Annotated in this window: 19 protein-coding genes; 9 read left to right on the top strand and 10 right to left on the bottom strand. The window is 41.3% G+C overall.

Translation table 11 applies throughout. The annotated features are described in order from the left end of the window. Positions 1-10: 10 nt before the first annotated feature. Both bamH and LU635_RS03510 read right to left on the bottom strand, forming a co-directional pair. Entirely contained in the window at positions 11-1543 is a 1533-nt protein-coding gene (bamH, locus tag LU635_RS03515) for a BamH family beta-barrel-assembly machinery protein (protein WP_240096240.1), read from the bottom strand. 16 nt (positions 1544-1559) lie between these two features. Further along, positions 1560-2372 carry a glycogen/starch synthase gene (locus tag LU635_RS03510; protein WP_240096238.1) on the bottom strand — a complete coding sequence of 271 codons (813 nt, stop codon included), beginning with the start codon at positions 2370-2372 and terminating at the stop codon, positions 1560-1562. Positions 2373-2482: 110 nt separating this feature from the next. Here LU635_RS03510 and panC point away from each other — a divergent pair, with 110 nt between their 5' ends. From panC to LU635_RS03480, 6 genes are read left to right on the top strand one after another with little or no spacing between them, the layout of a single operon-like run. Further along, the gene (panC, locus tag LU635_RS03505; protein WP_240096236.1) at positions 2483-3346 is read left to right on the top strand and encodes a pantoate--beta-alanine ligase; all 864 of its coding nucleotides are present in this window, start codon (positions 2483-2485) and stop codon (positions 3344-3346) included. An 8-nt stretch (positions 3347-3354) separates the two neighbouring features. Continuing rightward, entirely contained in the window at positions 3355-3705 is a 351-nt protein-coding gene (gene panD / locus LU635_RS03500; RefSeq protein WP_240096234.1) for an aspartate 1-decarboxylase, read from the top strand. Positions 3706-3711: 6 nt separating this feature from the next. After that, positions 3712-4677 (top strand): lysylphosphatidylglycerol synthase transmembrane domain-containing protein, encoded by a 966-nt coding sequence (locus LU635_RS03495; RefSeq protein WP_240096232.1) that lies wholly within the window; start codon positions 3712-3714, stop codon positions 4675-4677. Positions 4678-4712: 35 nt separating this feature from the next. Continuing rightward, the gene (locus tag LU635_RS03490; RefSeq protein ID WP_240096230.1) at positions 4713-5858 is read left to right on the top strand and encodes an alpha/beta hydrolase; all 1146 of its coding nucleotides are present in this window, start codon (positions 4713-4715) and stop codon (positions 5856-5858) included. 20 nt (positions 5859-5878) lie between these two features. Then, positions 5879-7243, top strand: coding sequence for a DNA repair protein RadA (radA, locus tag LU635_RS03485; RefSeq protein WP_240096228.1), 1365 nt, complete (start codon positions 5879-5881; stop codon positions 7241-7243). Positions 7244-7289: 46 nt separating this feature from the next. Then, on the top strand, positions 7290-8426 hold the full coding sequence (locus tag LU635_RS03480; RefSeq protein ID WP_240096226.1) for a M23 family metallopeptidase: 1137 nt from the start codon (positions 7290-7292) through the stop codon (positions 8424-8426). On the opposite strand, the gene LU635_RS03475 is transcribed toward LU635_RS03480, so the two are convergent. The 6 genes from LU635_RS03475 to LU635_RS03450 all read right to left on the bottom strand — a co-directional run bounded on the left by LU635_RS03475 (position 8423) and on the right by LU635_RS03450 (position 16869). After that, positions 8423-9457: an NADP(H)-dependent aldo-keto reductase gene (locus LU635_RS03475; RefSeq protein ID WP_240096224.1), complete on the bottom strand. Its 1035-nt coding sequence runs from the start codon at positions 9455-9457 to the stop codon at positions 8423-8425. The genes LU635_RS03480 and LU635_RS03475 overlap by 4 nt on opposite strands. A 3-nt stretch (positions 9458-9460) precedes the next feature. After that, positions 9461-10423, bottom strand: a complete 963-nt coding sequence (locus LU635_RS03470) for an OmpA family protein (protein ID WP_240096222.1) — start codon at positions 10421-10423, stop codon at positions 9461-9463. A gap of 9 nt (positions 10424-10432) precedes the next feature. Next, the gene (locus tag LU635_RS03465) at positions 10433-11194 is read right to left on the bottom strand and encodes an exodeoxyribonuclease III (RefSeq protein WP_240096220.1); all 762 of its coding nucleotides are present in this window, start codon (positions 11192-11194) and stop codon (positions 10433-10435) included. A gap of 93 nt (positions 11195-11287) precedes the next feature. Next, positions 11288-14254: a T9SS type A sorting domain-containing protein gene (locus tag LU635_RS03460; protein WP_240096218.1), complete on the bottom strand. Its 2967-nt coding sequence runs from the start codon at positions 14252-14254 to the stop codon at positions 11288-11290. 119 nt (positions 14255-14373) lie between these two features. Further along, positions 14374-15921, bottom strand: coding sequence for a glycine--tRNA ligase (locus tag LU635_RS03455; RefSeq protein WP_240096216.1), 1548 nt, complete (start codon positions 15919-15921; stop codon positions 14374-14376). A 63-nt stretch (positions 15922-15984) separates the two neighbouring features. Continuing rightward, positions 15985-16869, bottom strand: coding sequence for a hypothetical protein (locus LU635_RS03450; protein WP_240096214.1), 885 nt, complete (start codon positions 16867-16869; stop codon positions 15985-15987). Positions 16870-16927: 58 nt separating this feature from the next. Here LU635_RS03450 and LU635_RS03445 point away from each other — a divergent pair, with 58 nt between their 5' ends. Continuing rightward, positions 16928-17608 (top strand): ComF family protein, encoded by a 681-nt coding sequence (locus tag LU635_RS03445; protein WP_240096212.1) that lies wholly within the window; start codon positions 16928-16930, stop codon positions 17606-17608. Between the two features lie 58 nt (positions 17609-17666). Beyond that, positions 17667-19271: an Ig-like domain-containing domain gene (locus LU635_RS03440; RefSeq protein ID WP_240096210.1), complete on the top strand. Its 1605-nt coding sequence runs from the start codon at positions 17667-17669 to the stop codon at positions 19269-19271. On the opposite strand, the gene LU635_RS03435 is transcribed toward LU635_RS03440, so the two are convergent. Then, positions 19255-20037 carry an amidohydrolase gene (locus tag LU635_RS03435; RefSeq protein ID WP_240096208.1) on the bottom strand — a complete coding sequence of 261 codons (783 nt, stop codon included), beginning with the start codon at positions 20035-20037 and terminating at the stop codon, positions 19255-19257. The two genes, LU635_RS03440 and LU635_RS03435, sit on opposite strands and share 17 nt — an antisense overlap. Positions 20038-20140: 103 nt before the next feature. On the opposite strand from LU635_RS03435, the gene LU635_RS03430 reads away from it, so the two are divergent. Then, the gene (locus tag LU635_RS03430; RefSeq protein ID WP_240096206.1) at positions 20141-20644 is read left to right on the top strand and encodes a DUF1440 domain-containing protein; all 504 of its coding nucleotides are present in this window, start codon (positions 20141-20143) and stop codon (positions 20642-20644) included. Here the strand turns inward: LU635_RS03430 and LU635_RS03425 are convergent, their stop codons facing one another. Then, the gene (locus LU635_RS03425; protein WP_240096204.1) at positions 20645-23113 is read right to left on the bottom strand and encodes a ligase-associated DNA damage response DEXH box helicase; all 2469 of its coding nucleotides are present in this window, start codon (positions 23111-23113) and stop codon (positions 20645-20647) included. It abuts the gene before it with no gap. Between the last annotated feature and the right edge of the window lie 52 nt (positions 23114-23165).

Below are 23165 nucleotides of genomic sequence, written 5' to 3'. Positions count from 1 at the left end.
ATTCTTCCTATTAATAGTCGGTATAATAAATCCTTAATTTAAGTCTTTTTTCCTCATTCGATGATTCATCGCCATGCAAGACAGTTCCATATGGAGTAAGCATTGTAGAACCCGGAACTCTTTCCACATCCTCAACATTTCTCACGGCAGATAAATTAGTATTATTGATATTTCCGGTTATTACCAGACCTAGTTTTACATTATCCAGATCTTCTCTAATCATATTAGAAACATGCTGAGTTACTCTTAACTTATAGAATATCCCATTTTCATCCTCACCTCTTTCCAGTCTGGAGGAAAAATTAGTTCTGGAAACCAGAGGATTACTTTCATTGATAGTAGCGTCGGTTTGATAATCAGCCAGGATTCTATTATTCTCAAGATCATAAAGATACAACCTCTCCGGCTCAACAGCGCCATTCAGTTTATCCTGATCAACATAAAAGATGAGATTAGCTTCATTAATCAGCCAGTTATTCTCCTTCAGCTCATCTAAAACTGTCGGGTCAGGAAATAGATTTATCACCGCCATACTGCCTTCCTGAGCTTTCAGGTAAAGATTTTCAGACCCTGTCCCTACAGCCTGACTTTCAATAGCTCCCAATACGGTTTCAGGAAATTCTCCTTTATAGGTATTAAACTTATTACCTCCTGACATATTGAGGTTATATTTCCCTCTTTTACGGACTGTTGACCCGTCTTCTTCTACATCATAGGTATAGTAGAGCGTAATCTTACCGTTTTGTAGATTAAAAAGAATCTGGGATCCTTCAGTAGTATTAGCTTCAGCTTTTATGAAAAGACTTCGCAGGTAGTTCTTAAAACTGGTATTATTAAGAAGTTCTTCAGAACCTTCTTTATCGATGATTTTTTGTTTAAAATAAGTTACCGGAAGCTTAGCATAAAGCGCCGGAGTATTTGCAATCGTATCGTTTACTCCAGCCTCACTAATCTCATAGGTTTCAAATGAATCAGAAGACGGCTGAAAGTTTTCATCAACATATAAAGGCTCTCCTACAATGTTTTCTTCAATTTCCTGTTGCTGATCTGAATAATATTTCTGTCTTTCTTCAAATCCTGCATTAGGATCAAGATCATTCAAAAAATAAGAAGTTTCATAAACCGAAAGTTTGAAAGAACCTTCTCCATAAACCGAATCCAGAACATATTCAATATTCTCTGCATCACTGGAAGTCACATCTTCCGTAGAAAAATAAGGAATTGTCATCACGACACTATCCAGTTCTACATTCTCTCCAAAACTAGGGTCGGTGCTTCCCAAAGTCAACTGAGTTACAATACTTGCAGTGCTTTCACCGTAGACCGGATTTTTATTAACACCCAGAAAATAGTTAGTGAGATTATTGGTTTGAATGGAATTGATTTTTCTGGAATAGGCATCTACCTCAATTTCCCTTAATTCAACATCGGTAGGGTTATTTATGATCTCCCCTCCAATATCTGTGTAATCTTCATCACATCCTACAAAAACGAAAACAACAACCAGGAAGGTTGCCATTTGTAACAATCTATTTAATTTCATTTAATGCTTTTACTTACTATTCAGTCAATACTTTAGTTGTATAAAAATCCTGATAAGCCTGGGAGAAATTTTCCTTTTCGGTGAATGGAAGTACTGGTTTATTCAATTTATCTATATATTTCTTCAAATCTTCAGGTACATTATCCCCGCCAATCACCACAGCATCAGAATTATCCACAGCTGTTTTTAACAGGTTGACAAAAGTAGGGCTTTTTAAATGTTTTACATTGGAATTTTCAAGTCCGTCAAACAAAACTTTTTTATGCATCGTGTTATCTAACGTCCCTTCAAAGCTTTGATTGTAAACAGAGGTAACTATTTTTGAATTCTTGAATAACGGCTCATTCCCATAGTAATTCCTTAAGTACAATGGTAACAGGGAAGACAACCAGCCATGCACATGAATAATATCTGGCGACCAGTTAAGTTTTTTTACCGTTTCTATCACTCCTTTCGCAAAGAATATGGCGCGTTCATCATTATCCGGAAAAAGGTTCCCATCCTCATCTGTCAAAGTAGCTTTTCTTTTAAAATAATCTTCATTATCTATAAAGTAAACCTGCATTCTTTCTTTTGGAATTGACGCCACTTTTATGATTAGAGGCATGTCCAGATCGTTGATCACGAGGTTCATTCCTGAAAGTCTTATCACTTCATGGAGCTGATGTCTTCTTTCATTAATATTCCCAAACCTCGGCATAAAAATTCTTATTTGGCCTCCAAGGTTGTTAACCATTTTTGCAGCTTCAAAAGAGGTTGAGGAGATGTCGGTTTCAGGCAGGTAAGGTATAACTTCAGATGAGACGTATAATACTCTCTTATCTTTCATAAATTCTTTGCTTTAGTTGCGTTTCCGAATAAAAAACACGCAAAATTACAAAATTTTATGCAGATTGCCAGAGATATATTAAGTTTGCACGCTGTTAATTTTATAATAAAATGCAGGTTTTTAGGGAGAAAGAAGAGATAAAAAAGGCTATTCAGAAGGCAAAATCTGAAGATCAAAGCATTGGTCTTGTACCTACTATGGGCGCTCTTCACGAAGGCCACCTATCTCTGGTAGAAAATGCTATGAAAGAAACCAATCAGGTTATAGTAAGCATTTTTGTAAACCCTACCCAGTTCGATAATAGGGACGACCTGGAAAAATATCCGCGTACTCCGGAAAAAGACCTTGACCTTTTACTTGAACTTTTAAAGGACAAACCAGGTGATCTATGGGTCTTCTTTCCTTCTGCAAATGAATTATATGGAGATACAGTACTTTCCGAAAATTTTGATTTCGAAGGATTGGACTCGGTGATGGAAGGCAAATACCGAAATGGACACTTTGACGGCGTCGGGACCGTGGTAAAACGACTTTTTGAAGTCCTCACTCCGGATAAGGCCTTCTTCGGAGAAAAGGATTTTCAGCAATTACAGATAATCAGAAAGTTGACAGAGAAGACCGGCCTACCTGTGGAGATCGTGGGCTGCCCGATTTTAAGAGAGAAATCCGGACTTGCAAGGTCTTCAAGAAATGAACGTCTAAGTAGCCGAAACCGTGAAAAGGCGGCTTTTATATACGAAACTCTTAAGGATGTAAAAGGCCTATTTGGCACAAAAAGTGCACAGTATATAACGAATTGGGTTGAGGAAAGATTCGCAAACTATCCCTATCTGAAATTGGAATATTTTGAAATCGCCGATTCCCGAACTTTGGAAAAAATAAACAAGAAAAGAAAAGGAAATCAATACAGGGCTTTTATCGCCGCCTATGCCGATGATATTAGACTAATTGATAATATTGCCCTAGATAACTAAATTAAAACATGCAGGTTCACGTAGTAAAATCAAAAATTCACCGGGTAAAAGTAACAGGTGCCGATTTAAACTATATTGGAAGCGTTACCATAGATGAAGACCTTATGGAAGCAGCCAACATAATTGAAGGAGAGAAGGTTCAGATAGTAAACAATAACAACGGAGAAAGACTGGAGACCTATGTTATTCCCGGTCCAAGGAACTCTGGTGAAATAACCCTTAATGGTGCTGCAGCAAGAAAAGTAGCAAAAGGAGATGTACTAATCATCATCGCCTATGGAATTATGGAAATTGAAGAAGCCAAGAGCTTCAAACCGTCCCTTGTATTTCCGGACGAAGAAACCAATCTGCTGAAATAATTATTAGTGAACAAGAAACTAACCAGGATATTAAAGATAGGTATTCCCCTTTTGTTGGGGATTTTTTTAATCTGGTATTCCCTGGGAAGTTCTACTCCACAAGAACGTGAAAATTTATGGCAAAGCATCCTGGAAGCAAATACAGCATGGATCTTTGTTTCATTCTTTCTGGGAGCGCTCTCCCATCTCTCCAGAGCCCACCGCTGGAAGTACATGCTGGAACCTATGGGTTACCAGTCTTCACTCTCCAACCGGTTTATGGCGGTAATGGCAGCATATCTGGCAAACTTTGGCATCCCAAGATCGGGTGAGGTTCTAAGAGCTGTTACTCTAAGCACTTATGAAGATGTGCCATTTGAAAAAGGATTCGGGACTATTATATCCGAAAGGGTTGCAGACCTGTTAATCTTAATGCTCATTGTAGGCATTGCCTTACTTTTTCAAACCGATGACTTATTAGGCTACCTCCAATCCCAGAATATAAATCCCTTATATACATTCTTTATATTTCTTGGTCTTGTAGGCATAACCGTACTTGGAATAAACATAGTGCGCCGTTCATCATGGCTACCATTTAAAAAACTTAAAACGCTTGCGAAAGGCCTTCTTGAAGGAATGAAAAGCATCCTGAAAATGAAACAAAAATGGGCCTTTATCCTTCATACGGTCTTTATATGGTGCATGTATCTTTTGATGTTCTTCGTCATCAAACTAAGCATTCCCGAAACTGCAGGCACTCCGCTAGGGACCATCATGGCTGCATTTGTAATTGGATCATTTGCAGTTTCTGCAACAAACGGCGGGATAGGTGTTTACCCTCTTGCCGTAGCCGGTATTTTGATGTTTTTCGGGGTTGAAAAGCATGGTGCAGAAGCTTTCGGATGGATCTCATGGGCCACACAAACCGCTGTAGTCCTGCTCTTTGGAGGATTATCCTTTATTTTTCTCCCTCTTTTAAACAATAGGAAATAATACATATATTGTAGGTCCGAATCAATACTACACCTATGAAAAGATTATTACCTCTAATGGCAATTTTATTGCCGTTATTAACCTGCGCGCAGATTAAATACGAAAGTATTTCCTCAGAAAAACTGGGAGAGACCAGGCAGTTAAAAATTCAACTCCCCAGAAATTATGAAGAAAACACTGAAAAGAGATACCCGGTTGTGGTAGTTCTGGATGGTGATTACCTTTTTGAACCGGTAGCCGGTATCGTAGATTACTATTCTTATTGGGAGGATGTCCCTGAAATGATCGTGGTTGGAATCAACCAGGACGGGATAAGAATGGATGACACCGCCTATGCTGAGAATAATTTTCTTCCAGTAGGCAAGGGAGCTAAATTCTTTGAATTCATCGGTATGGAGCTTCTGGCACAGATGGACCAAAAATACCGCACCGCTAATTTCAGAATTATCATCGGCCACGACTTCACCTCTAATTTTATCAACTATTACTTACTAAAAGAGAACCCTATCTTCCAGGGCTACATCAATTTGAGTCCGGACATGGCTCCCGAGATGCCCGGCAGAATAACCAATGCCCTTAACACTTCTGAAACCAAGAAATGGTTCTATCTGGCTACGGCAACCGATGATATTCCTTCACTTAAAGAAGAAATAATGGCCCTGGACAACCAGTTAAAAAATGTGGATAACAAGAACCTTAATTATAAATTCGACAATTTTCAGGATGCCACTCACTATTCTTTGGTTGGAAAGGCAATTCCGTCAGCAATAGAAAACATGTTCACCATCTACCGTCCTATCTCCCGTAAAGATTATAATGAGATCCTGCTACAGACTTCTATTTCTCCTTCAGAATATCTTGCTGAAAAATATAATTCGATTCAGGAACTGTATGGACTGGAAAGACAGATTAGTGTAAATGATTTCATGGCGGTATATAATGCAATTGAAAAAACAAAGAACTGGGAGGAATATAAGCCTCTTTACAAAATGGCCAATGATCATTATCCAGGCACCATGCTCGGGACCTTCTTCGAAGCCCGTTATGAAGAGGAGACGGGCAATCCTAAAAAAGCCATGAGGATCTATCAGAATGCCTATGGAAAAAAGAACATCGCCTTCCTTGACTCCGATTTTATGCTTGAAAAAGCCGAAGCGATTAAAAAAGATTTCGGTTATTAGCATAAAATTGTTCACTTAATATGGCTAAGGTCAAGACCACTTTCTATTGTCAGAAATGCGGTGCCCAGTATTCCAAATGGCAGGGGAAATGTAATTCCTGTGGTGACTGGAATACCATTGTTGAAGAACTGGTTCAGAAAGCCGATCCTAAAGACTGGAAGACTTCAGCAAAAAAAGAAGCGAAAAAGGCATCAAAGCCGCTGCTTATTGCTGAAATAGACAACACTCCTCAAAACCGGATGAATACCGGAAATAATGAATTAGACCGGGTACTGGGCGGTGGTCTGGTCCCTGGTTCTCTAACTTTATTAGGGGGTGAACCCGGCATAGGAAAAAGTACTCTTCTGCTTCAAATCTCACTGGGATTGAAATATCGAGTTCTTTATGTCTCGGGAGAGGAAAGTCAGCAACAAATAAAGATGCGGGCTGAACGCATAAATCCTAATCCTGCAAACTGTTTTATATTAACCGAAACTAAAACCCAGAATATTTTCCGGCAAGTAGAGGAAGTGGAACCCGAAGTGGTGATCATAGATTCCATACAGACCCTTCATAGCGATTATATTGAAAGCTCTCCTGGCAGCATTTCCCAGATCAGGGAGTGCACCGCAGAACTGATAAAATTCGCAAAAGAGAGCAATACTCCCGTATTACTGATAGGCCATATTACCAAAGAAGGCAGCATTGCAGGACCAAAAGTACTGGAACATATGGTTGATACCGTGCTTCAGTTTGAAGGCGATCGCAATCATGTTTACCGTATCCTGAGAGCCCATAAAAACAGGTTTGGATCTACCCACGAGTTAGGCATCTATGAAATGCAGGGGAGCGGATTGCGGGAAGTGACCAACCCTTCTGAGATACTAATTTCTAAAAATGAGGAGGATTTGAGCGGAACTGCCATAGCTTCCACGCTCGAAGGTATGCGCCCGCTTATGATTGAAATTCAGGCATTGGTCAGTACGGCAGTTTATGGTACACCTCAGCGCTCTACAACCGGCTATAACGCAAAAAGACTCAACATGCTTCTGGCAGTGCTGGAAAAAAGAGCTGGTTTCAGGCTTGGAGCGAAAGATGTTTTTTTAAATGTCACAGGCGGAATAACGGTAGATGACCCTGCAATAGACCTGGCGGTAATCGCTGCCATTCTCTCTTCCAATGAAGATATTTCACTGGAAAAGGACTCCTGCTTTGCGGCAGAGGTTGGTCTTGCAGGAGAGATAAGGCCGGTAACCCGCGTTGAGCAGCGTATTCTTGAAGCCGAAAAACTTGGCTTTTCCTCGATCATGGTTTCCAAACAAAGCAAGATCCCAAAGAGCAATTTTCAAATTCAAATAATAAGAGTGGCCAGAATCGAAGATGTAGTGAGTCACCTTTTTGGTTAAAAAATGGCATAATTGCTGCGTATATTTGACTCAATTTGAGACTGATATGCGATTATCAAAATTACTTTTCTTTATTAGCGCTTTTCTACTCCTTTCCTGCTCTCAGCTGGAAAAGGCAGAAGACCTTATCACCGGTCTTTCGGAAAAAGAAAGGTATAAGAGGGATCAGAATATTTCAGATGAGATCTTCCAGATATGGAAAGACAGAATTGACAAGGCACTTCAGGATAGCGTTGAAATTGAATTACCATACTCGGAAAGTGGTGAGTTAAAACCCAGGAATTTTGCAGTTTATTCCTATGAAACCTATCTGATACCGGGAGAAGTTCTGGAGGCTAGCATGGAGACAGACAGCAGCTCTACCCTCATTTTTTCAACATTATATAAAAAGACTTCCGGAGAGGGAAAAAGCTTTGAAGAAATAGCCTCCGGTAAGTCGGAGTCCAGATCCATAAAAATTGAGATAGAGGATAAAGGGTTATATAAGCTGATACTTCAGCCTGAAATTGAAGCTAACACAGCATTCCAAATAAAGATTCAGAAAACCCCCGCCTATTTGTTCCCCGTGGTTAAAGGCACTAATTCAGATATTGGTAGCTACTGGGGTGATATACGTGATGGAGGAAAAAGGAACCATAAGGGAATCGATATATTTGCTGCAAGAGGAACTCCCGTGATAGCCGCCACTACAGGTAGAATTGGCTTTAGCGGCGAGAAGGGACTCGGCGGGAAACAAATATGGCTAAGAGATAGTAAACGCCGGCAATCCCTGTATTATGCACATTTGGATAGTATATTGCCTGATCTTAGAAAAGTAAATGCCGGTGATACACTTGGATTTGTTGGCAACACCGGAAATGCGAGATCCACTCCTCCACATCTTCACTTTGGGATCTATAAAAGAAGGCATGGAGCTATTGATCCCTTAGGTTTTGTTTATCACACCGAAGAGCTGGATGAAACTAAAAAAACGAATGGAGGAATAGCTTCGAAGTTAATTGTGAATTCACAAAAAGCTAATTTTCGCAATAAGCCTGCCTCCGATAATTCAGACATTCTGAAAACGGGAAAATTCGGTGAGCTTTTACAGGTACAGGGCAAAACGGCCGACTGGTTCCACGTAAGAGACAGCCTGGACCGTTCAATGTTCATTCATGAAAGTCTGGTTCAGCCAGCTTATTAAGGAGCCGGGTTCGGGATCGAATTATGAATCTCATCGATCTCCTTAAGGATTTCTTCCGAAAGTTTAACATCAATACTGTCTATATTCTCTCTCAGCTGGTCCATACTTGTAGCTCCAATTATGTTACTGCTCACAAATGGTTGCTGGTTTACAAATGCCAGGGCAAGATGTGTAAGGCTCAGGCCATGCCTATCTGCTAGCTCTTTATATTTCCTGGTAGCCTCCACTGCCTCCTTATTAGAATATCTTTTATACTGAGGAAAAAGATCTAGCCTGCTGTTCTTCTGAATACCATTAAGATGCTTCCCGGTAAGCGTTCCCATGCCCAATGGAGAATATGGAAGAAGCCCCACCTTTTCCCTAAGGCAGATCTCCGTTAAACCAATCTCATCCTTACGGTTCAAAAGGTTATACGGGTTTTGAACAGTGACTACCCTTGGCAAATCATTCTTACTTTCTTCCAGAAATCGCATCAAGCCGAAAGGTGTTTCGTTAGAAAGACCTATATACCTGATCTTTCCCTGAAGAACAAAATGCTTCAGGTTTTCAAGGATCTCCCTGAAGTTATCTTTCCACTCTTCATCATGCTCATGTTCATACCCAAGCTGTCCAAAGAAATTGGTGTTTCTCTCGGGCCAGTGCAGCTGATAAAGGTCTATATAATCTGTCTGTAATCTTTCAAGGCTATTATGAATAGCTTCTTCTATAGCTTTTTTATGGAAGCCAAGATCAGGACGAATATGGGAGACCATCTCCGCAGGCCCGGCCACTTTGGAAGCCAGAACCACTTCTTCTCTTCTCCCGGTTTTCTTTAACCAGCTACCTATGATCTTTTCAGAACTGCCCTGAGTTTCCGGTTTGGCTGGCACACTGTACATTTCGGCCGTATCTATAAAATTAACCCCGTGATCCAGGGAATATTCAATCTGTTCGTGGCCTTCGGCTTCTGTATTTTGCTGTCCCCAGGTCATGGACCCCAGGCATATTTTACTTACTTCAAGATCTGTATTCGGCAGTTTGGTATACTTCATCTATTAATCAATTTCATTTAAAACCCTGGTTATCTCATCCAGTTTAGGGGTAAGAATAACCTCAATTCTTCTGTTTTTTGCACGTCCTACTTCATTATCATTCGTGGCTACAGGTGCATATTCTCCTCTCCCGGCAGCCGTTAAGTTCTGCGGATCGATATTTGGATTCTCTCTTAATATCTGAACTATGGAAGTAGCCCGTTTAGTGGAAAGGTCCCAGTTATCCTTTAGCTGGCCGCTTCCTCCGTAAGGTACATTATCTGTATGCCCTTCTATTAACACCGCAATATCCGGATTATCCGCAAGTACAGAGCCTAGTTGTTTTACCGCCTTTCTTCCTTCTGCATTTACCGCCCAGCTACCGGAGTCAAACAAAAGTTTGTTTTCCATTGAAACATATACCTTCCCGCCTCTTTGTTCCACGCTAAGGCCCTTACCTTCAAAATTGGTAAGTGCATTGGAAACAGCTTCTTTGAGTGCATTCATTTTGGCATCCTTCGCGGCGATTACACTTTCAAGTTCATCAATTCTCTGTGACCTGAGGGCAAGATCTTTTTCAAGTTTTTCCAGCCTGTTCTTTTCCTGGATCAGAGCTGCCTCCTTTTCATCCAACTGAGCGAGCAATTCCCTGTTCTGCCTGGAATTTTCAGCTATGGCCGCAGAGCTGTTCTGCTCTAAAGCATCGTACGACTTCTCAAGGCTCTCATAGTTCTTTCTAAGTGTGTTCAGCTTTTGCATAAGATCATTCCGCTCGGTAGTTATGGTCTCATAATCAGTACGCAGATTCGCAAGTTCTTTCTTAAGTTGCTCGTCTGAGCGCCTGTAATTGTCCAGATCACCACTCATTTCACGGTTCTCACGTTGCAGGGCAGCAGTCCTGCTTTCGAGTTCATCATATTTTTTGGCCGAAACGCAGGAGTTCAGTAAAACCACAGCTGCTAAAAAAACAAAAGCTTTTATTTTCATAATTATAGTTTATTCTATTTCTACAAGAACGGGACAATGATCACTATGGTATGCTTCAGGTAAAATTACTGCTCTTTTCAGGCGGTCTTTCAAGGGTTCTGCAACCAGATTGTAATCGATTCTCCATCCTTTGTTATTGTTCCTTGCATTGGCGCGATAACTCCACCAGGAATACTGATGTGGTTCATCATTGAAATGCCTGAAGGAATCTATGAATCCGCTTTTCATAAAACTGTCTATCCAGGCTCTTTCTTCAGGTAAAAACCCTGAAACCGTCTTGAGTCTTACCGGATCGTGTATATCAATAGCCTCATGGCATATATTATAATCACCACATATGATAAGATTAGGAATTTCCAACTTCAACTGGTCTATATATTCCTGAAAATCGTCCATAAACCTGAACTTATGTTCCAGACGACTGACATTGGTTCCTGATGGAAGATAAAGACTCATCACCGAAAAATCCTCAAAATCGGCCCTGATATTACGCCCTTCAAAATCCATATGGTCTATCCCCGTACCATATTCAACATTTTCCGGCTTAGTTTTGCTGAGAATTGCAACTCCTGAATAGCCTTTTTTTTGCGCGGGGTGCCAGTAGTGATAGGGATAGCCAGCTTTTTCAAATTCTTCAAGATCCAGTTGTTCCGGATGCGCCTTGATTTCCTGGATGCAAACTATATCCGGATCGGCCTGCTGAAGCCACTCTAAAAAACCCTTTCGTATAGCGGCTCTTATGCCGTTTACGTTATAGGAAATTATAGTCATAAAATCTCAAATTTTCCCAAAAATAAGGCTATCTGAACTAAATGCAAGTCCTTTTGAGATTATAAGAAAAAAATTGAAGTTTAATGGTCTGGCCTACTTTACAATAAAGCGCATCACCTTCCCCACCTTCCGGGTCCCCACCCTCACCAGGTAAACCCCTCGAGCGGCATAAGACATATCGAGTTCATATACATAGCCATCCCCATCATTAAAGAGTTGATTTTCAAGCATTTTTTGGCCCAGTATATTATGAACAGTGATCCTTAAAGGTTCATCAAAGCTTGTTTCCATGATTACCCTGTACTGATTGCCACCCGCAGTAACAACCTTTAGATCAGCCTCATTAAGTATGAAATCCTCAATATCAATAGTACTATCGGTTACATTAACCGAATAGTCGTGAGTGGTTCCATATTGCATCACTGAGCAGGGGTCATTAAGATCGCCATCATAATTGGTATCACCGGCACGAATCCTCAGCAAATGCTGACCAAGCGGAGCATCCTCAGGAATACTGAAGCCGAAAGACTGCCAGGTATTTTCCTCGGTAATCACTTCAGAGGTAATCACGCGTTCATCATCTTCAAATACTCCATTATCGTTCAGATCTATCCACATAGAGAATTTCTCAGCATCGTCTTCAGCAAAATATGATTGTACACTAACAGTAAAATCTCCTTGTGATCTGTCAAGATCTGTTGATTCTCCTATAAAATCAATATAGCCATCGCCACAGGGTATACGTTCATTTAAAATATCACCCAGTTCGAAATAGGAAATTCCGTCTCCAAAAGAACAATCGGAACCTTCCGGAATACAGCTGATATTCGCTACCGATTTGATATCTGAATCATTTGAAGGATCAAAATCATCTTCCAGCATGGTTCTCGAGGTTATCCTATATCTTCCAAAAGGCTCCAGATTTGCACTTTGATTGAATGTATAAACCGCCTCTTCCCCGACAGGAAGTACCTGATTAAAAATTTCGTTTACCGGAGCATTATTTCCTATTTGATAACTAACCGGAATATCCTGCTGAGACTGTCCCCCAAAGTTTTCAAGGGTTACAGTTACTTCCTCATTTCCACCAAGACTTTGCCCTGTAGTCGGAGCATCTATCGAAGTTACACCCACATCGCGCGGAGGCAGGTTCTTAACTTCCTCTTCGATGGTATCATTATCAGGATTGGAGTCATTCTCCAGATTTGTAGAAACTACGATATTGTATATTTCACCTATTTCAGATAGATCAGCCGTTTCTTCAAATGTATATTCGGCTGCACTGGAAGAGGCAAGGGTTCCTTCAAACATTTCCGTGATCTCGGGTCCCTCATTTACACTATAACTAACCTCAAAATCTGATATCGCATTTGTCCCAAAGTTTCGGATACTCACACTTATGACTTCTGAAGCAGTTAAAGTGGCATTTTGAGGAGTAAGCAAGCTGGTAACTCCAATATCATTAGGCCTGTCTGCAGCAATCCTGAATACACCCACAGTATTAACACGGTCTATCCCCTGAAAGACTTCCCCATTATGCCAGAAAGTAACTCCATCAGAAGGATCTACACTCAAATGAGCATAATCTCCATATCTGGAATTAGGATTGGGACTCTCCCCTTCAAATATAGATTGTTCCTCCAGGGTCATTATACCAGGGGGATCATTTACAAACCGGCCAGTATATCGAAGTGAAGGATAAACGGGATCGGCCGGACTATTATCCAGTACAGTATACCCCAGGCCAATATTGCCGCGGGCATCTATCCCGATACTTCCGCTAAATCTGTCACGTTTATCGGGAGCATAAGTACCTTCCTGATAAACGCTCCAAAGTCCGCCGTCATTCTGTTGTCTTAATTCATACCATCTTATTCCGGCATGCTCGGCAGCTGAAGGATCCACATCCACCACAAAATTCATTACCACCGAATTATAGCTGGCAAATCTTCTGTATTGGGTCATGTACATCATGGTTGCCTGTAATGCATCAACATCAGGCGCACCATCCGGCTGGGAAAGGTTGGAAAATGAGCCCCCATCGAAAGTAGCGATAAATGGAGAAACACCATTCGCCGATGATAACTCCTGACTTTCGGAGATTGTAGAAACAGAAAGGTCATTCCAGTCTACATTAATAAGCCAGATCTTTAGGTGATCTTCACTCACACCTGCCCAGGCATCATCCTGCAGGTATACAATAGGCGAATTTCCAGGCGGAGGCAGTTCGGGGCCAACAGTCTGAAAGCCTGCCGGGCTATAAAAACCATTGGTTTCAATCCCTGGCAATGGAAACGCCAAGATTCCTGCAGTTTTTCCTGTTAGCATTTTATCCCTTTCTACTACATATACCACAGGATTTTCATCTGCAGTCCTCGAATTCTTATTGGTCGTAATATAGTACCCATCTCCCCAAACCGACATTTTAGGGTAATCCGGTAAGATCCCATTAGTAGTGAAGCGATATGTATACCAGCCGTCATTTACAGGGTCCGGCCCCTGGGAAACTGCTATTAAAAAGCTCTCTGGTGAATCACTAAACTGACTGATTATATATCTATCGGCTGCCTCATCATAAACCACAATAGGATCACCAAGAACCTCTCCTTGAAATTCTCCGCCAATGCTTGCCAGTGAAGACGGGGGTACTATCTGATTTTTATTTTTATCCCATATAGAAAATGCCGAGTTCCAAGCATTTAAATAATGGTTTGGACCAACTACCCCAGTAGGATCAGTAGGGGTAGACCTGGAAATCGCTGCATCAAAAGTAATTATTGGAGTCTTTGCCTTTATATCTCCCATCTTGCTCTGCAGGGCAGGATCAACTGTCTTTGGCAATCCCTTCCCGGGCACCACATTATTAATTCCCCGGTTTCGCGGATTATATATCTTGAATTCAGTTGAAGGTGGTACCAGTTTAGATTTTGAAAGGGACCCAGATATGACCGCCTGAGCAGAATCAATATAAACAGGCCCAGCTTTTTCCAGTTTTTGGGAGAAAGAGTTTAGATGAAAAAGTATGCTGAAAGCAAAAAGGAAAAGTAATTTTTTCATCATTCTAGGGTCTTCTGCAATAATTCTTTAAAAATAGACAATCTCGGTTTAATCAGAATAAGAAAGGCAATGAATAAATCAATTGCCTTTCTTAAAAAATTCATAAAATATTAATAACCTGTTTATTCAGCAAAATCTTTCATCCAGGTCTTAAAATCTGTTTCCTTTCTGATAATAGACTCCAGCTCGGTTATCGGAACTCTTTTTTGTTCCATAGAATCACGGAATCTAACAGTGACTGAATTATCTTCAAGTGACTCATGATCTACAGTTATACATAGCGGAGTTCCTACAGCATCCTGGCGACGGTATCTTCTACCAATCGCATCTTTCTCATCATACTGAACCTTGAAATCCCATTTAAGCTCATCTACAATCTTTTGTGCCATTTCCGGCAAACCATCCTTTTTTACCAGAGGTAGAATTGCAGCCTTGGTAGGTGCAAGTACAGCCGGCAACTTAAGTACGGTCCTCGTATTTCCATCTTCCAGCTCTTCTTCTTTTAATGTTGCTGAAAGTACTGAGAGGAACATTCTGTCCAGACCAATAGACGTTTCTATCACGTAAGGCACATAGTTCTCCTTAAGTTCCGGGTCATAAAAACGTAATTTTTTACCTGAAAATTCTTCATGGGCCTTCAGGTCAAAATCGGTTCTTGAGTGAATCCCTTCCAGTTCTTTGAATCCAAAAGGAAAATCGAATTCTATATCTGCCGCGGCATTAGCGTAATGCGCGAGTTTCTCATGATCATGCAAACGATAATTTTCTTCACCGAGTCCAAGAGATTTATGCCATTTAAGGCGTGTTTCTTTCCATTTCTCATACCATTCCAGTTCTTCCCCCGGACGTACAAAGAATTGCATTTCCATTTGTTCGAATTCACGCATCCTGAATATGAACTGTCGGGCTACGATCTCGTTTCTGAAAGCTTTCCCTATCTGCGCTATCCCAAATGGGATCTTCATCCGTCCCGTTTTCTGAACATTCAGAAAATTCACAAAGATTCCCTGGGCTGTCTCAGGACGCAGGTATAATTGAGTAGCTGATTCAGCAGAAGCCCCCAGCTTGGTTCCGAACATAAGGTTGAACTGCCTTACTTCTGTCCAGTTCCTGGAACCGGTTTCTGGATCGGCGATCTCCAGTTCTTCTATAAGTGCTTTAACATCAGCCAGATCTTCATTAGTTAGTGATTTTGCCAGACGCTCAAGAATCTCTTTACGTTCACCAAGATATCTTTTAACTCTTGGATTCGTCTCCTTATACATTTCTTCGTCAAAATCATCTCCAAAACGCTTTTTGGCTTTTGCGATCTCCTTTTCAGCCTTTTGCAAAAGTTTTTCCGCATGATCTTCCACAAGCACATCGGCCCTGTACCTTTTCTTGGAATCCTTATTATCTATAAGCGGATCGTTAAAGGCATCCACGTGACCGGAAGCTTTCCAGGTAGTTGGATGCATCAGGATAGCGGCATCCAGACCAACGATATTCTGATGCAGCTGTGTCATGCTCCTCCACCAGTATTCCTTGATATTATTCTTTAATTCAGCTCCGTTCTGCCCGTAATCGTAAACGGCACTGAGACCGTCATAGATTTCACTAGATGCGAAAATGTACCCATACTCTTTTGCATGGGATATTACGTTCTTAAAAAGATCTTCTTGTTTTGCCATGGCGCAAAAATAAAAAAACCGCCCTGAAATATATCAAGGCGGCCTTCAAATTATAATTTAAGTTTAATCCAGACTAAAACTTGCCGTTCCCAGAAGAAGTGCATCATTATATACATACACCTTATAATTACCCTCGAGTAATCTATCTTCTATTGTATTTGCCAGGATACAAACATCGAGTTCCTCATTCTCATAATATACTTTGGATGCTGCACTATAGACCATGGTTCCACCTTCATGCTGCACCACAATCTCATCTCCAACCAGCTCATTTTCAGGGTTATAAACCTGCACATACATGTTTTTTTCACCAGCTTCGGCAAGGTCATTTGCAGTTATGGTAAAGCAGGTCCTAATCTGGTCCACTCTTCTGTTATTGTCATTTTCAACCAGCTTTCCACTGTTCCTTACAATCACACCGCTTCCCGAAAGGCTTGTCACCTTCAACCTGGAGGCCTTGTCAACCTTTGTTGAAAGACTCTGATTGGTTGTCTTTAATGAATCAGATAGCTTGGTGCGCTCCTCAAGGGCCATACTGGTACTGTCTAAAGAGGTTGTCAACATCTGGTTTTGTGCACTCAGGCTGTCAACCACTCTGAAAAGACGGTCCTTTTCAGCCTTAAGATTGCCAATTTCCCTTCGATATCTTGAAATAAGAACCAGGTTAGCCTCATTATCCTTAACAGAATCCAGTAATCTTGAAATACGATCTCTCGCATTCACAAGATCCTGGTCCATGATCTCATTTTCCTCAATCGCCTCATCATATTTTATGATAAGCTCATTGAGTTCGTCTTCGATCACAGCTTTCTCCTTCTGAAGAATCTCTTTATTTTCTTTTTCCTCATTATAGAATTTAATGGTATAAATACTAAGTGCAACCAGGGCTACAGCAAGAATACCGGTTAAAACCTTCAATGCGGTATTGTTTTTCTTTTCTGTCATCATAAGTAATTTAGTTTGTAAATTTATATGTTTAAAAAGGTAAGTTACAAGCCCTTAACAAATGTTTCACGATTTTATCAATCTTCTTTACCCCGCAGCCTGTCACATTTGTGAAGCTGAATTGCTGAAAAACGAACATATCATCTGCACTTCCTGCCTTCACGACCTTCCGGTAACAAGTTACCATCTTCATAACGAGAACCCTGTAAAAAAAGTATTTTATGGCCGTGTAAAGATAAAGAATGCAACTGCCTTGATGCACTTCCGTAAAAAGGCAGGGGTACAGCACCTTATCCATGATCTCAAGTACAGGGGCCATCGCGAGATTGGCAGCTACTTGGGTAAATGGCTGGGAGAAGAGCTTTCTTCAATTGAGGAATATCAGGATGTTGATATTGTTATCCCGGTCCCCATCCATAAAATCAAATTAAAACAGAGAGGCTTCAACCAGGTGGAAGACTTCGGGAAGGAAATAGCCAGGGCCATCAATGCCAGTTATCATGACGACATACTGCTAAAGATCAGTTCTACCCAGTCGCAGACCCTGAAAGACCGTTTATCACGCTGGGGGAAACTTGAAGAAACACTGGATCTTCAGAATACGGAAAAAGCCGCCAATAAACATATCCTGATCGTTGATGATCTGGTGACCACCGGGGCAACCCTGGAAGCCTGTGCACATAAACTTCTGGAAATTCCCGGAGTGCAACTTAGTGTAGCCACAATGGCAATTACCGATTAAGCTTTGCGTTGTAATTCAAAATAATTGTTTCTTTGCTAAAAGTTTTCAGTTTTCGGCTATGATAAAAAAGGTACCCGGTTTTATAATTGTCTTTTTCCTGCTCTTTACTTTAGTGCAATGTGCGAAAAAGGGAATGCCTGAAGGAGGTCCCAGAGACGAAGAACCACCAGAATTCATCAGGGCGAATCCCGAGAATTACACTATTCATTTTGATGCAGAGGAAATAAGGATTTTTTTTGATGAATATATAAAGCTGGACAAGCCTCAACAGCAGATCATAATTTCTCCTCCCATGAATCCCAAACCTAACATCATGCCTTTAGGAACGGCCAGAAAAGATGTGAAAATTGAGATTTCTGATACCCTGGAAGAAAACACAACCTACACCATTAACTTCGGAAAAAGTATTGTAGATAACAACGAAGGAAATCCTTTTAATTATTTCAAATACGTTTTTTCAACCGGAGATTATATCGACTCGCTTAGTGTTTCAGGAAAGGTGAAAGATGCCAGTCTCAAAGCTCCCGCGCAACCGGTGACGGTAATGCTTTATGAAGTAGACACCTCCTATACCGATTCCATAATATTTAAAGAAACCCCAAGATATGTGACTTATTCCCAGGATAGTACTTTTACATTTTCACTTGAAAATCTTAAGGAGGGAACCTACAGAATGGTAGGTATCATGGATAAGAATTCCAATTATCTTTATAATCCTAAAAGTGAGAAAATAGGATTCATTCCACAAAATATAACCATTCCTACCGATAGCACATACGAAATAACTGTCTTCAAGGAAGAACTTGAATTCGATCCTAAAAGGCCAGCCTATTTTAAAGGAAATCAGATTCTTTTTGGATATGAAGGCAGCCCTGATCTCGATAGCCTTTCCATCAACCTGCTCAACCCAAAACCCGAAGGATTTCGGTCCAGAGTAGTTAAAAATGCAGAGACCGATACCCTTTATTACTGGTATAATATCAAACCGGAATCTGATAGCCTTTCATTTGAAGTAGCAACTCCAAAGACACGTGACACCCTTTACGCCAGACTGAGTACTTTGGACCGGGATTCACTCGATATCTCTACCGAAGGTGGCGGAATGAACGAGAATTTCAAATTCAAGGCTAATACCCCTATTATTGATTACCGGGAAGATCTGGTGAATATTCTTGATCAGGATTCAGCAGAGGTTCCATTTACAACATTATTTGATCCTATTCGGAATGAGATCCTGGTAGAATTCGAAAAAACTCCGGCCAACAGATATCAAATCACTGCTCTACCCGGAGCGATTACCGATCTCTTTGAAGAGACCAATGACACCCTTGTCCAAAATGTCAGAACCAAGGCATTGTCAGATTACGGAACCATAATCCTTAATTTTCAGAATATAGAGTCTTTCCCGATTATCGTACAGCTAACTGACACTAAAGGAAAGGTGCTGGCAGAACAATATTCTGAAAGTTCCGGTAATTTCAATTTTCAATTCTTAAGGCCGGGAAATTTCCTTGTAAGAGTGATCTTTGACAGAAATAAAAACCGAAAATGGGATACCGGAAATTATCTGAAAAAGAGACAACCAGAACAGATCAAATATTTTTCAGATACTCTGGAAGTAAGGGCCAACTGGGATATCAACCAGGCTATAATTCTAGATTAAACCTATCCCGATCCTGAAGGAATTTCAGCTTGTTCCTTGTCTCATAAAGACTGTTTTTATCCAAAGTTATTTCGGCAATAAATTCATCTTCCCTGTTAAGGTCCGTAAGTTCATTCCCCAGCACGTCGTACACAGCAGAATGTCCATTGTAAACATAACCATCGCCGTCTCCACCGGTACGATTAAGGCCAACGCAGTAGCACATATTCTCAATCGCCCGGGCCTTTAGTAAAGCATCCCAGGCGTTCACTCTTTTCTCCGGCCAGTTCGCAACGTATATCAAAAGATCATAGTCTTCAGTATTCCTGGCCCAAACCGGGAAGCGAAGATCATAACAGATCAACGGACAGATCTTCCAGCCCTTAAACTCAACAATCAGGCGTTCTTTACCCCCCGTATAAGTTTGATCCTCTTTCGCCAGAGTGAAAGTGTGCCTCTTGTCATAAAGCTTATAAGAACCATCAGGATAAACAAAAAACAAGCGGTTATAATAATTTCCATCTTCGCCAATAATCACACTCCCGGTAATTGCGGCATCTTTTGCTTTTGCCTTTTCCTTTAACCACTCAAGGGTTTTTCCCTTAGTAGGTTCAGCCAACTTTTCCGCATTCATACTAAAACCTGTGGTGAACATTTCAGGTAGGATAATGAGATCTACACTATCAGAGATCTTATCGATTTCTTCTGAAAAAAGATTTCTGTTGGCTTCAGGATCTTCCCAATGAAGATTAGCCTGAATAAAGGCGATATTTAATTTCTTGCTCATGTTCAAAAATATCGATTTTGAATGAGCAATGCCAAATACTTGTTAAATGATTGGAGATAACCTGATGAATAAATAGTTTTATTAGGCTAAAATGAAACAGATTATGAGCATGAACAGCCTTCTGAAAAGTGACTCCTATATTTCCAAAACAGGCCGTAGTTTGATCTGCGGTTTTGTAGGTGGTCTTGCAGGCACGGCAGTTAAAAGCCTGATTGAGCAATTTCTTCCCGTCAGAAATATTGAACAGAGATCTGCACAGATCAAAATTGTTGATGATCTTTCTACCAAGATCACCGGCACACCAATCAGCACTCAAAATGAAGCTCTGGCCGAGCAGCTGGTAAGTCTTCCGGTTGGTGGATCACTTGGTGCCGCATACGGTTATGGCAAAAAAGACAGGCATGGTTTAAGACCCATGGACGGAGTGATCTTTGGAGCCACTACCTGGGCGTCAACTCATGAGACTTCTTTACCCATACTGGGACTCGAACCAAAACCCACCGAAGTTCCTTTGAGAATGCAGATGAATGAGCTTTTCGCACATATAGCTTTTGGAGTTACCACGGAACTTGTGAGGCATTATCTCGAAAACCAATTAAAGGACTGATCATTTTTCTAACTGCTGAAGCATTCTTCTTATCCTGTCTTCCAGTTTTTCTGAAGAGAGTTTCTCCCGCAACCTGTCTGTAATTATCGGAAATGAAAAAGGAGTAGGTTTTTCACATTCCTTCCATACTGTTTCCTGGTTAGCGATCCTTTCCAGGGCAAGTCTTAGACGTACTTCTTCCAGTTGATGTTCGAATGTTTCCCTGAATGCCTGACGGTAAAGCAGGTTATCATCCTCATAATCCCTGAATACACTGAACAGCAATTGCGAATTAGACTGAAGGTGTTTGCTTTTCACAAGTTTATTAGGATAACCGGCAAAAACGAGTCCGGCGATCACGGCAATATCCCTGAACTTCCTCCTGGCCATTTCGGTTGCATTGAGACTTTTGTAAAGATCATCCATCAGGTATTCTGCACTAAAAAGATCATTATCTATCACCTGCTGCATATCGATAGGCTGATCTGATAAAAGTTCAAATCCATAGTCATTAAAAGCGATGGAAAAACTTATTGGCGATAAAAGACTGATCCTGTATGCCAGTAAACTTCCCAAAGCTTCATGAACAAACCTGCCTTCAAAAGGATAGAATACTGCATGATAACCTTCTCTTGTTTTAAAGGTTTCTATCAGGAATTCATCATTTTTGGGGATTACCGATTCCTTCTTCTGTCTTTTGAAGATCGGGGCAAGGGCTGAAAGTTCCCTTGTTCTCTTTTCTCCTTTTCTAAGGGTTGCAGCCGTATACATTTCTTCCCTGAGCAATTCACTCATCTGAGCCGAGAATGTCATTCGCCCGCCCATCCAGCTGGGCACCTTAGAAGTCTTCTTTGAAGATTTCCTCACCAGCACCTGCATGTTCTTTATCCTTACCAGCTCAAGATTACGGCCAGCAAAAGTGAAAACATCACCAGGATTTAGTTTCGAGATAAACCATTCTTCAATAGTCCCGATATAACCTCCCTTCATATACTTTACGCTCAGCATGGCGTCACTAACTATCGTGCCTATCTGAAGGCGATGGCGCATGGCCACTCCACGATTGTTTATTTTGAACCGCCCGTCTTCTTCTATTTCTACTTTTTTATATTCATCATAGGCCTGAAGGCTCTGGCTTCCTTTGGTAATGAAGTTCAGGACCCACCTCCACTCCTCTTCAGTAATCCCCTGAAAGCAGAAAGTTGAAGCTATCTCAGGGAAGATCTCGCGGGGATAGAATCCATCTGAAACCGCCAGGGTATTTAAATACTGGACCAGCACATCAAAACTCATCAGGTATGGCACCCTGTCTTCCACGGCTTTTTTCTCCACCGCTTTCTGAAGGGCCGAAGCTTCGATGAGCTCAATGGCATGGGTAGGCAGGAAATAAATAAGGCTCACCTTCCCTGGCTGATGACCACTACGGCCGGCTCTCTGAAGAAAACGTGCCACTCCTTTTGGCCCGCCTATCTGCACAATGGTTTCCACAGGGGCAAAATCCACTCCCAGGTCCAGACTCGAAGTACAAACCACGGCTTTCAAACTTTCATTCCTTATCGCCTGCTCAACCCACAGCCGGGTCTCCTTATTTATACTTCCATGGTGCATGGCTACCTCTCCGGCAAATTCAGGATATTTATGCATCAGCTTCTGAAACCAGATCTCGCACTGTGAGCGGGTATTTGTAAATAAGAGCGTGGTCTTCGATCCTTTGATGATAGGCACTACCTCATCTATCAGGTGTAGTCCCAAATGCCCACGCCAGGGAAACTTTTCCATCTTCTCCGGAATGATGGACCTGACATCTATTTTTTTCTTCAGTTTAGCCTTTATCATTACCGAATTCTTAAGCGCCTCAGACTCCGGACCAAGCAAGACTTCCCGTGCCTGCTGAAGATTTCCAATGGTCGCCGAAATTCCCCAGATCCTGAGATCTTTTGCAATGGTCTTAAGCCTTGAAAGCCCGAGTTCCACCTGAACACCTCTTTTGGTTCCTAGCAGTTCATGCCATTCGTCTATCACGATAGCCTGCAGGTCTTTGAAAGTCTTTTGATAATTCTTGGAAGAGAGCAGGAGGTGTAAACTTTCGGGAGTGGTAATAAGCAGATCGGGCATTGATTTTTTCTGTGCAGCCCTTTCTTTTTGAGAAGTGTCTCCTGTTCTTATTCCAACGGTGAACCGGGTCCCCATCTCTTCTGCAAACCTGCTGGCCGCCTGTTCTATTTCCACTGAAAGAGCCCTTAGGGGAGTGATCCAGATCGCTTTAAGACCATTTTTATACTTTGTCCTGAAATCCGGATTCTTCCTTATATGATCCAGAACAATGGGAACCCAGAGGGCATAGGTCTTTCCACTCCCGGTTGGCGCATTAAGCAATCCGTTCTTCTTTTGAAGATAAGCATCCCAGGTATCCTTCTGAAATTTAAAGGGTTTCCAGTGCTGATCGGCAAACCAGTTTTCGGCAAGTGTAATAAGTTCATTTTTGTTCATTCCTGTTTTTTTGCCAATCAGCCCGAATTAAAAAATAACCTTCAAAATTTAG

This window comes from Christiangramia crocea, assembly GCF_022410465.1.
GTDB classification, from domain to species: Bacteria; Bacteroidota; Bacteroidia; order Flavobacteriales; family Flavobacteriaceae; genus Christiangramia; species Christiangramia crocea.
Note: the sequence above shows the minus strand (reverse complement) of the source record. Positions and strands in the feature narration are given on the sequence as shown.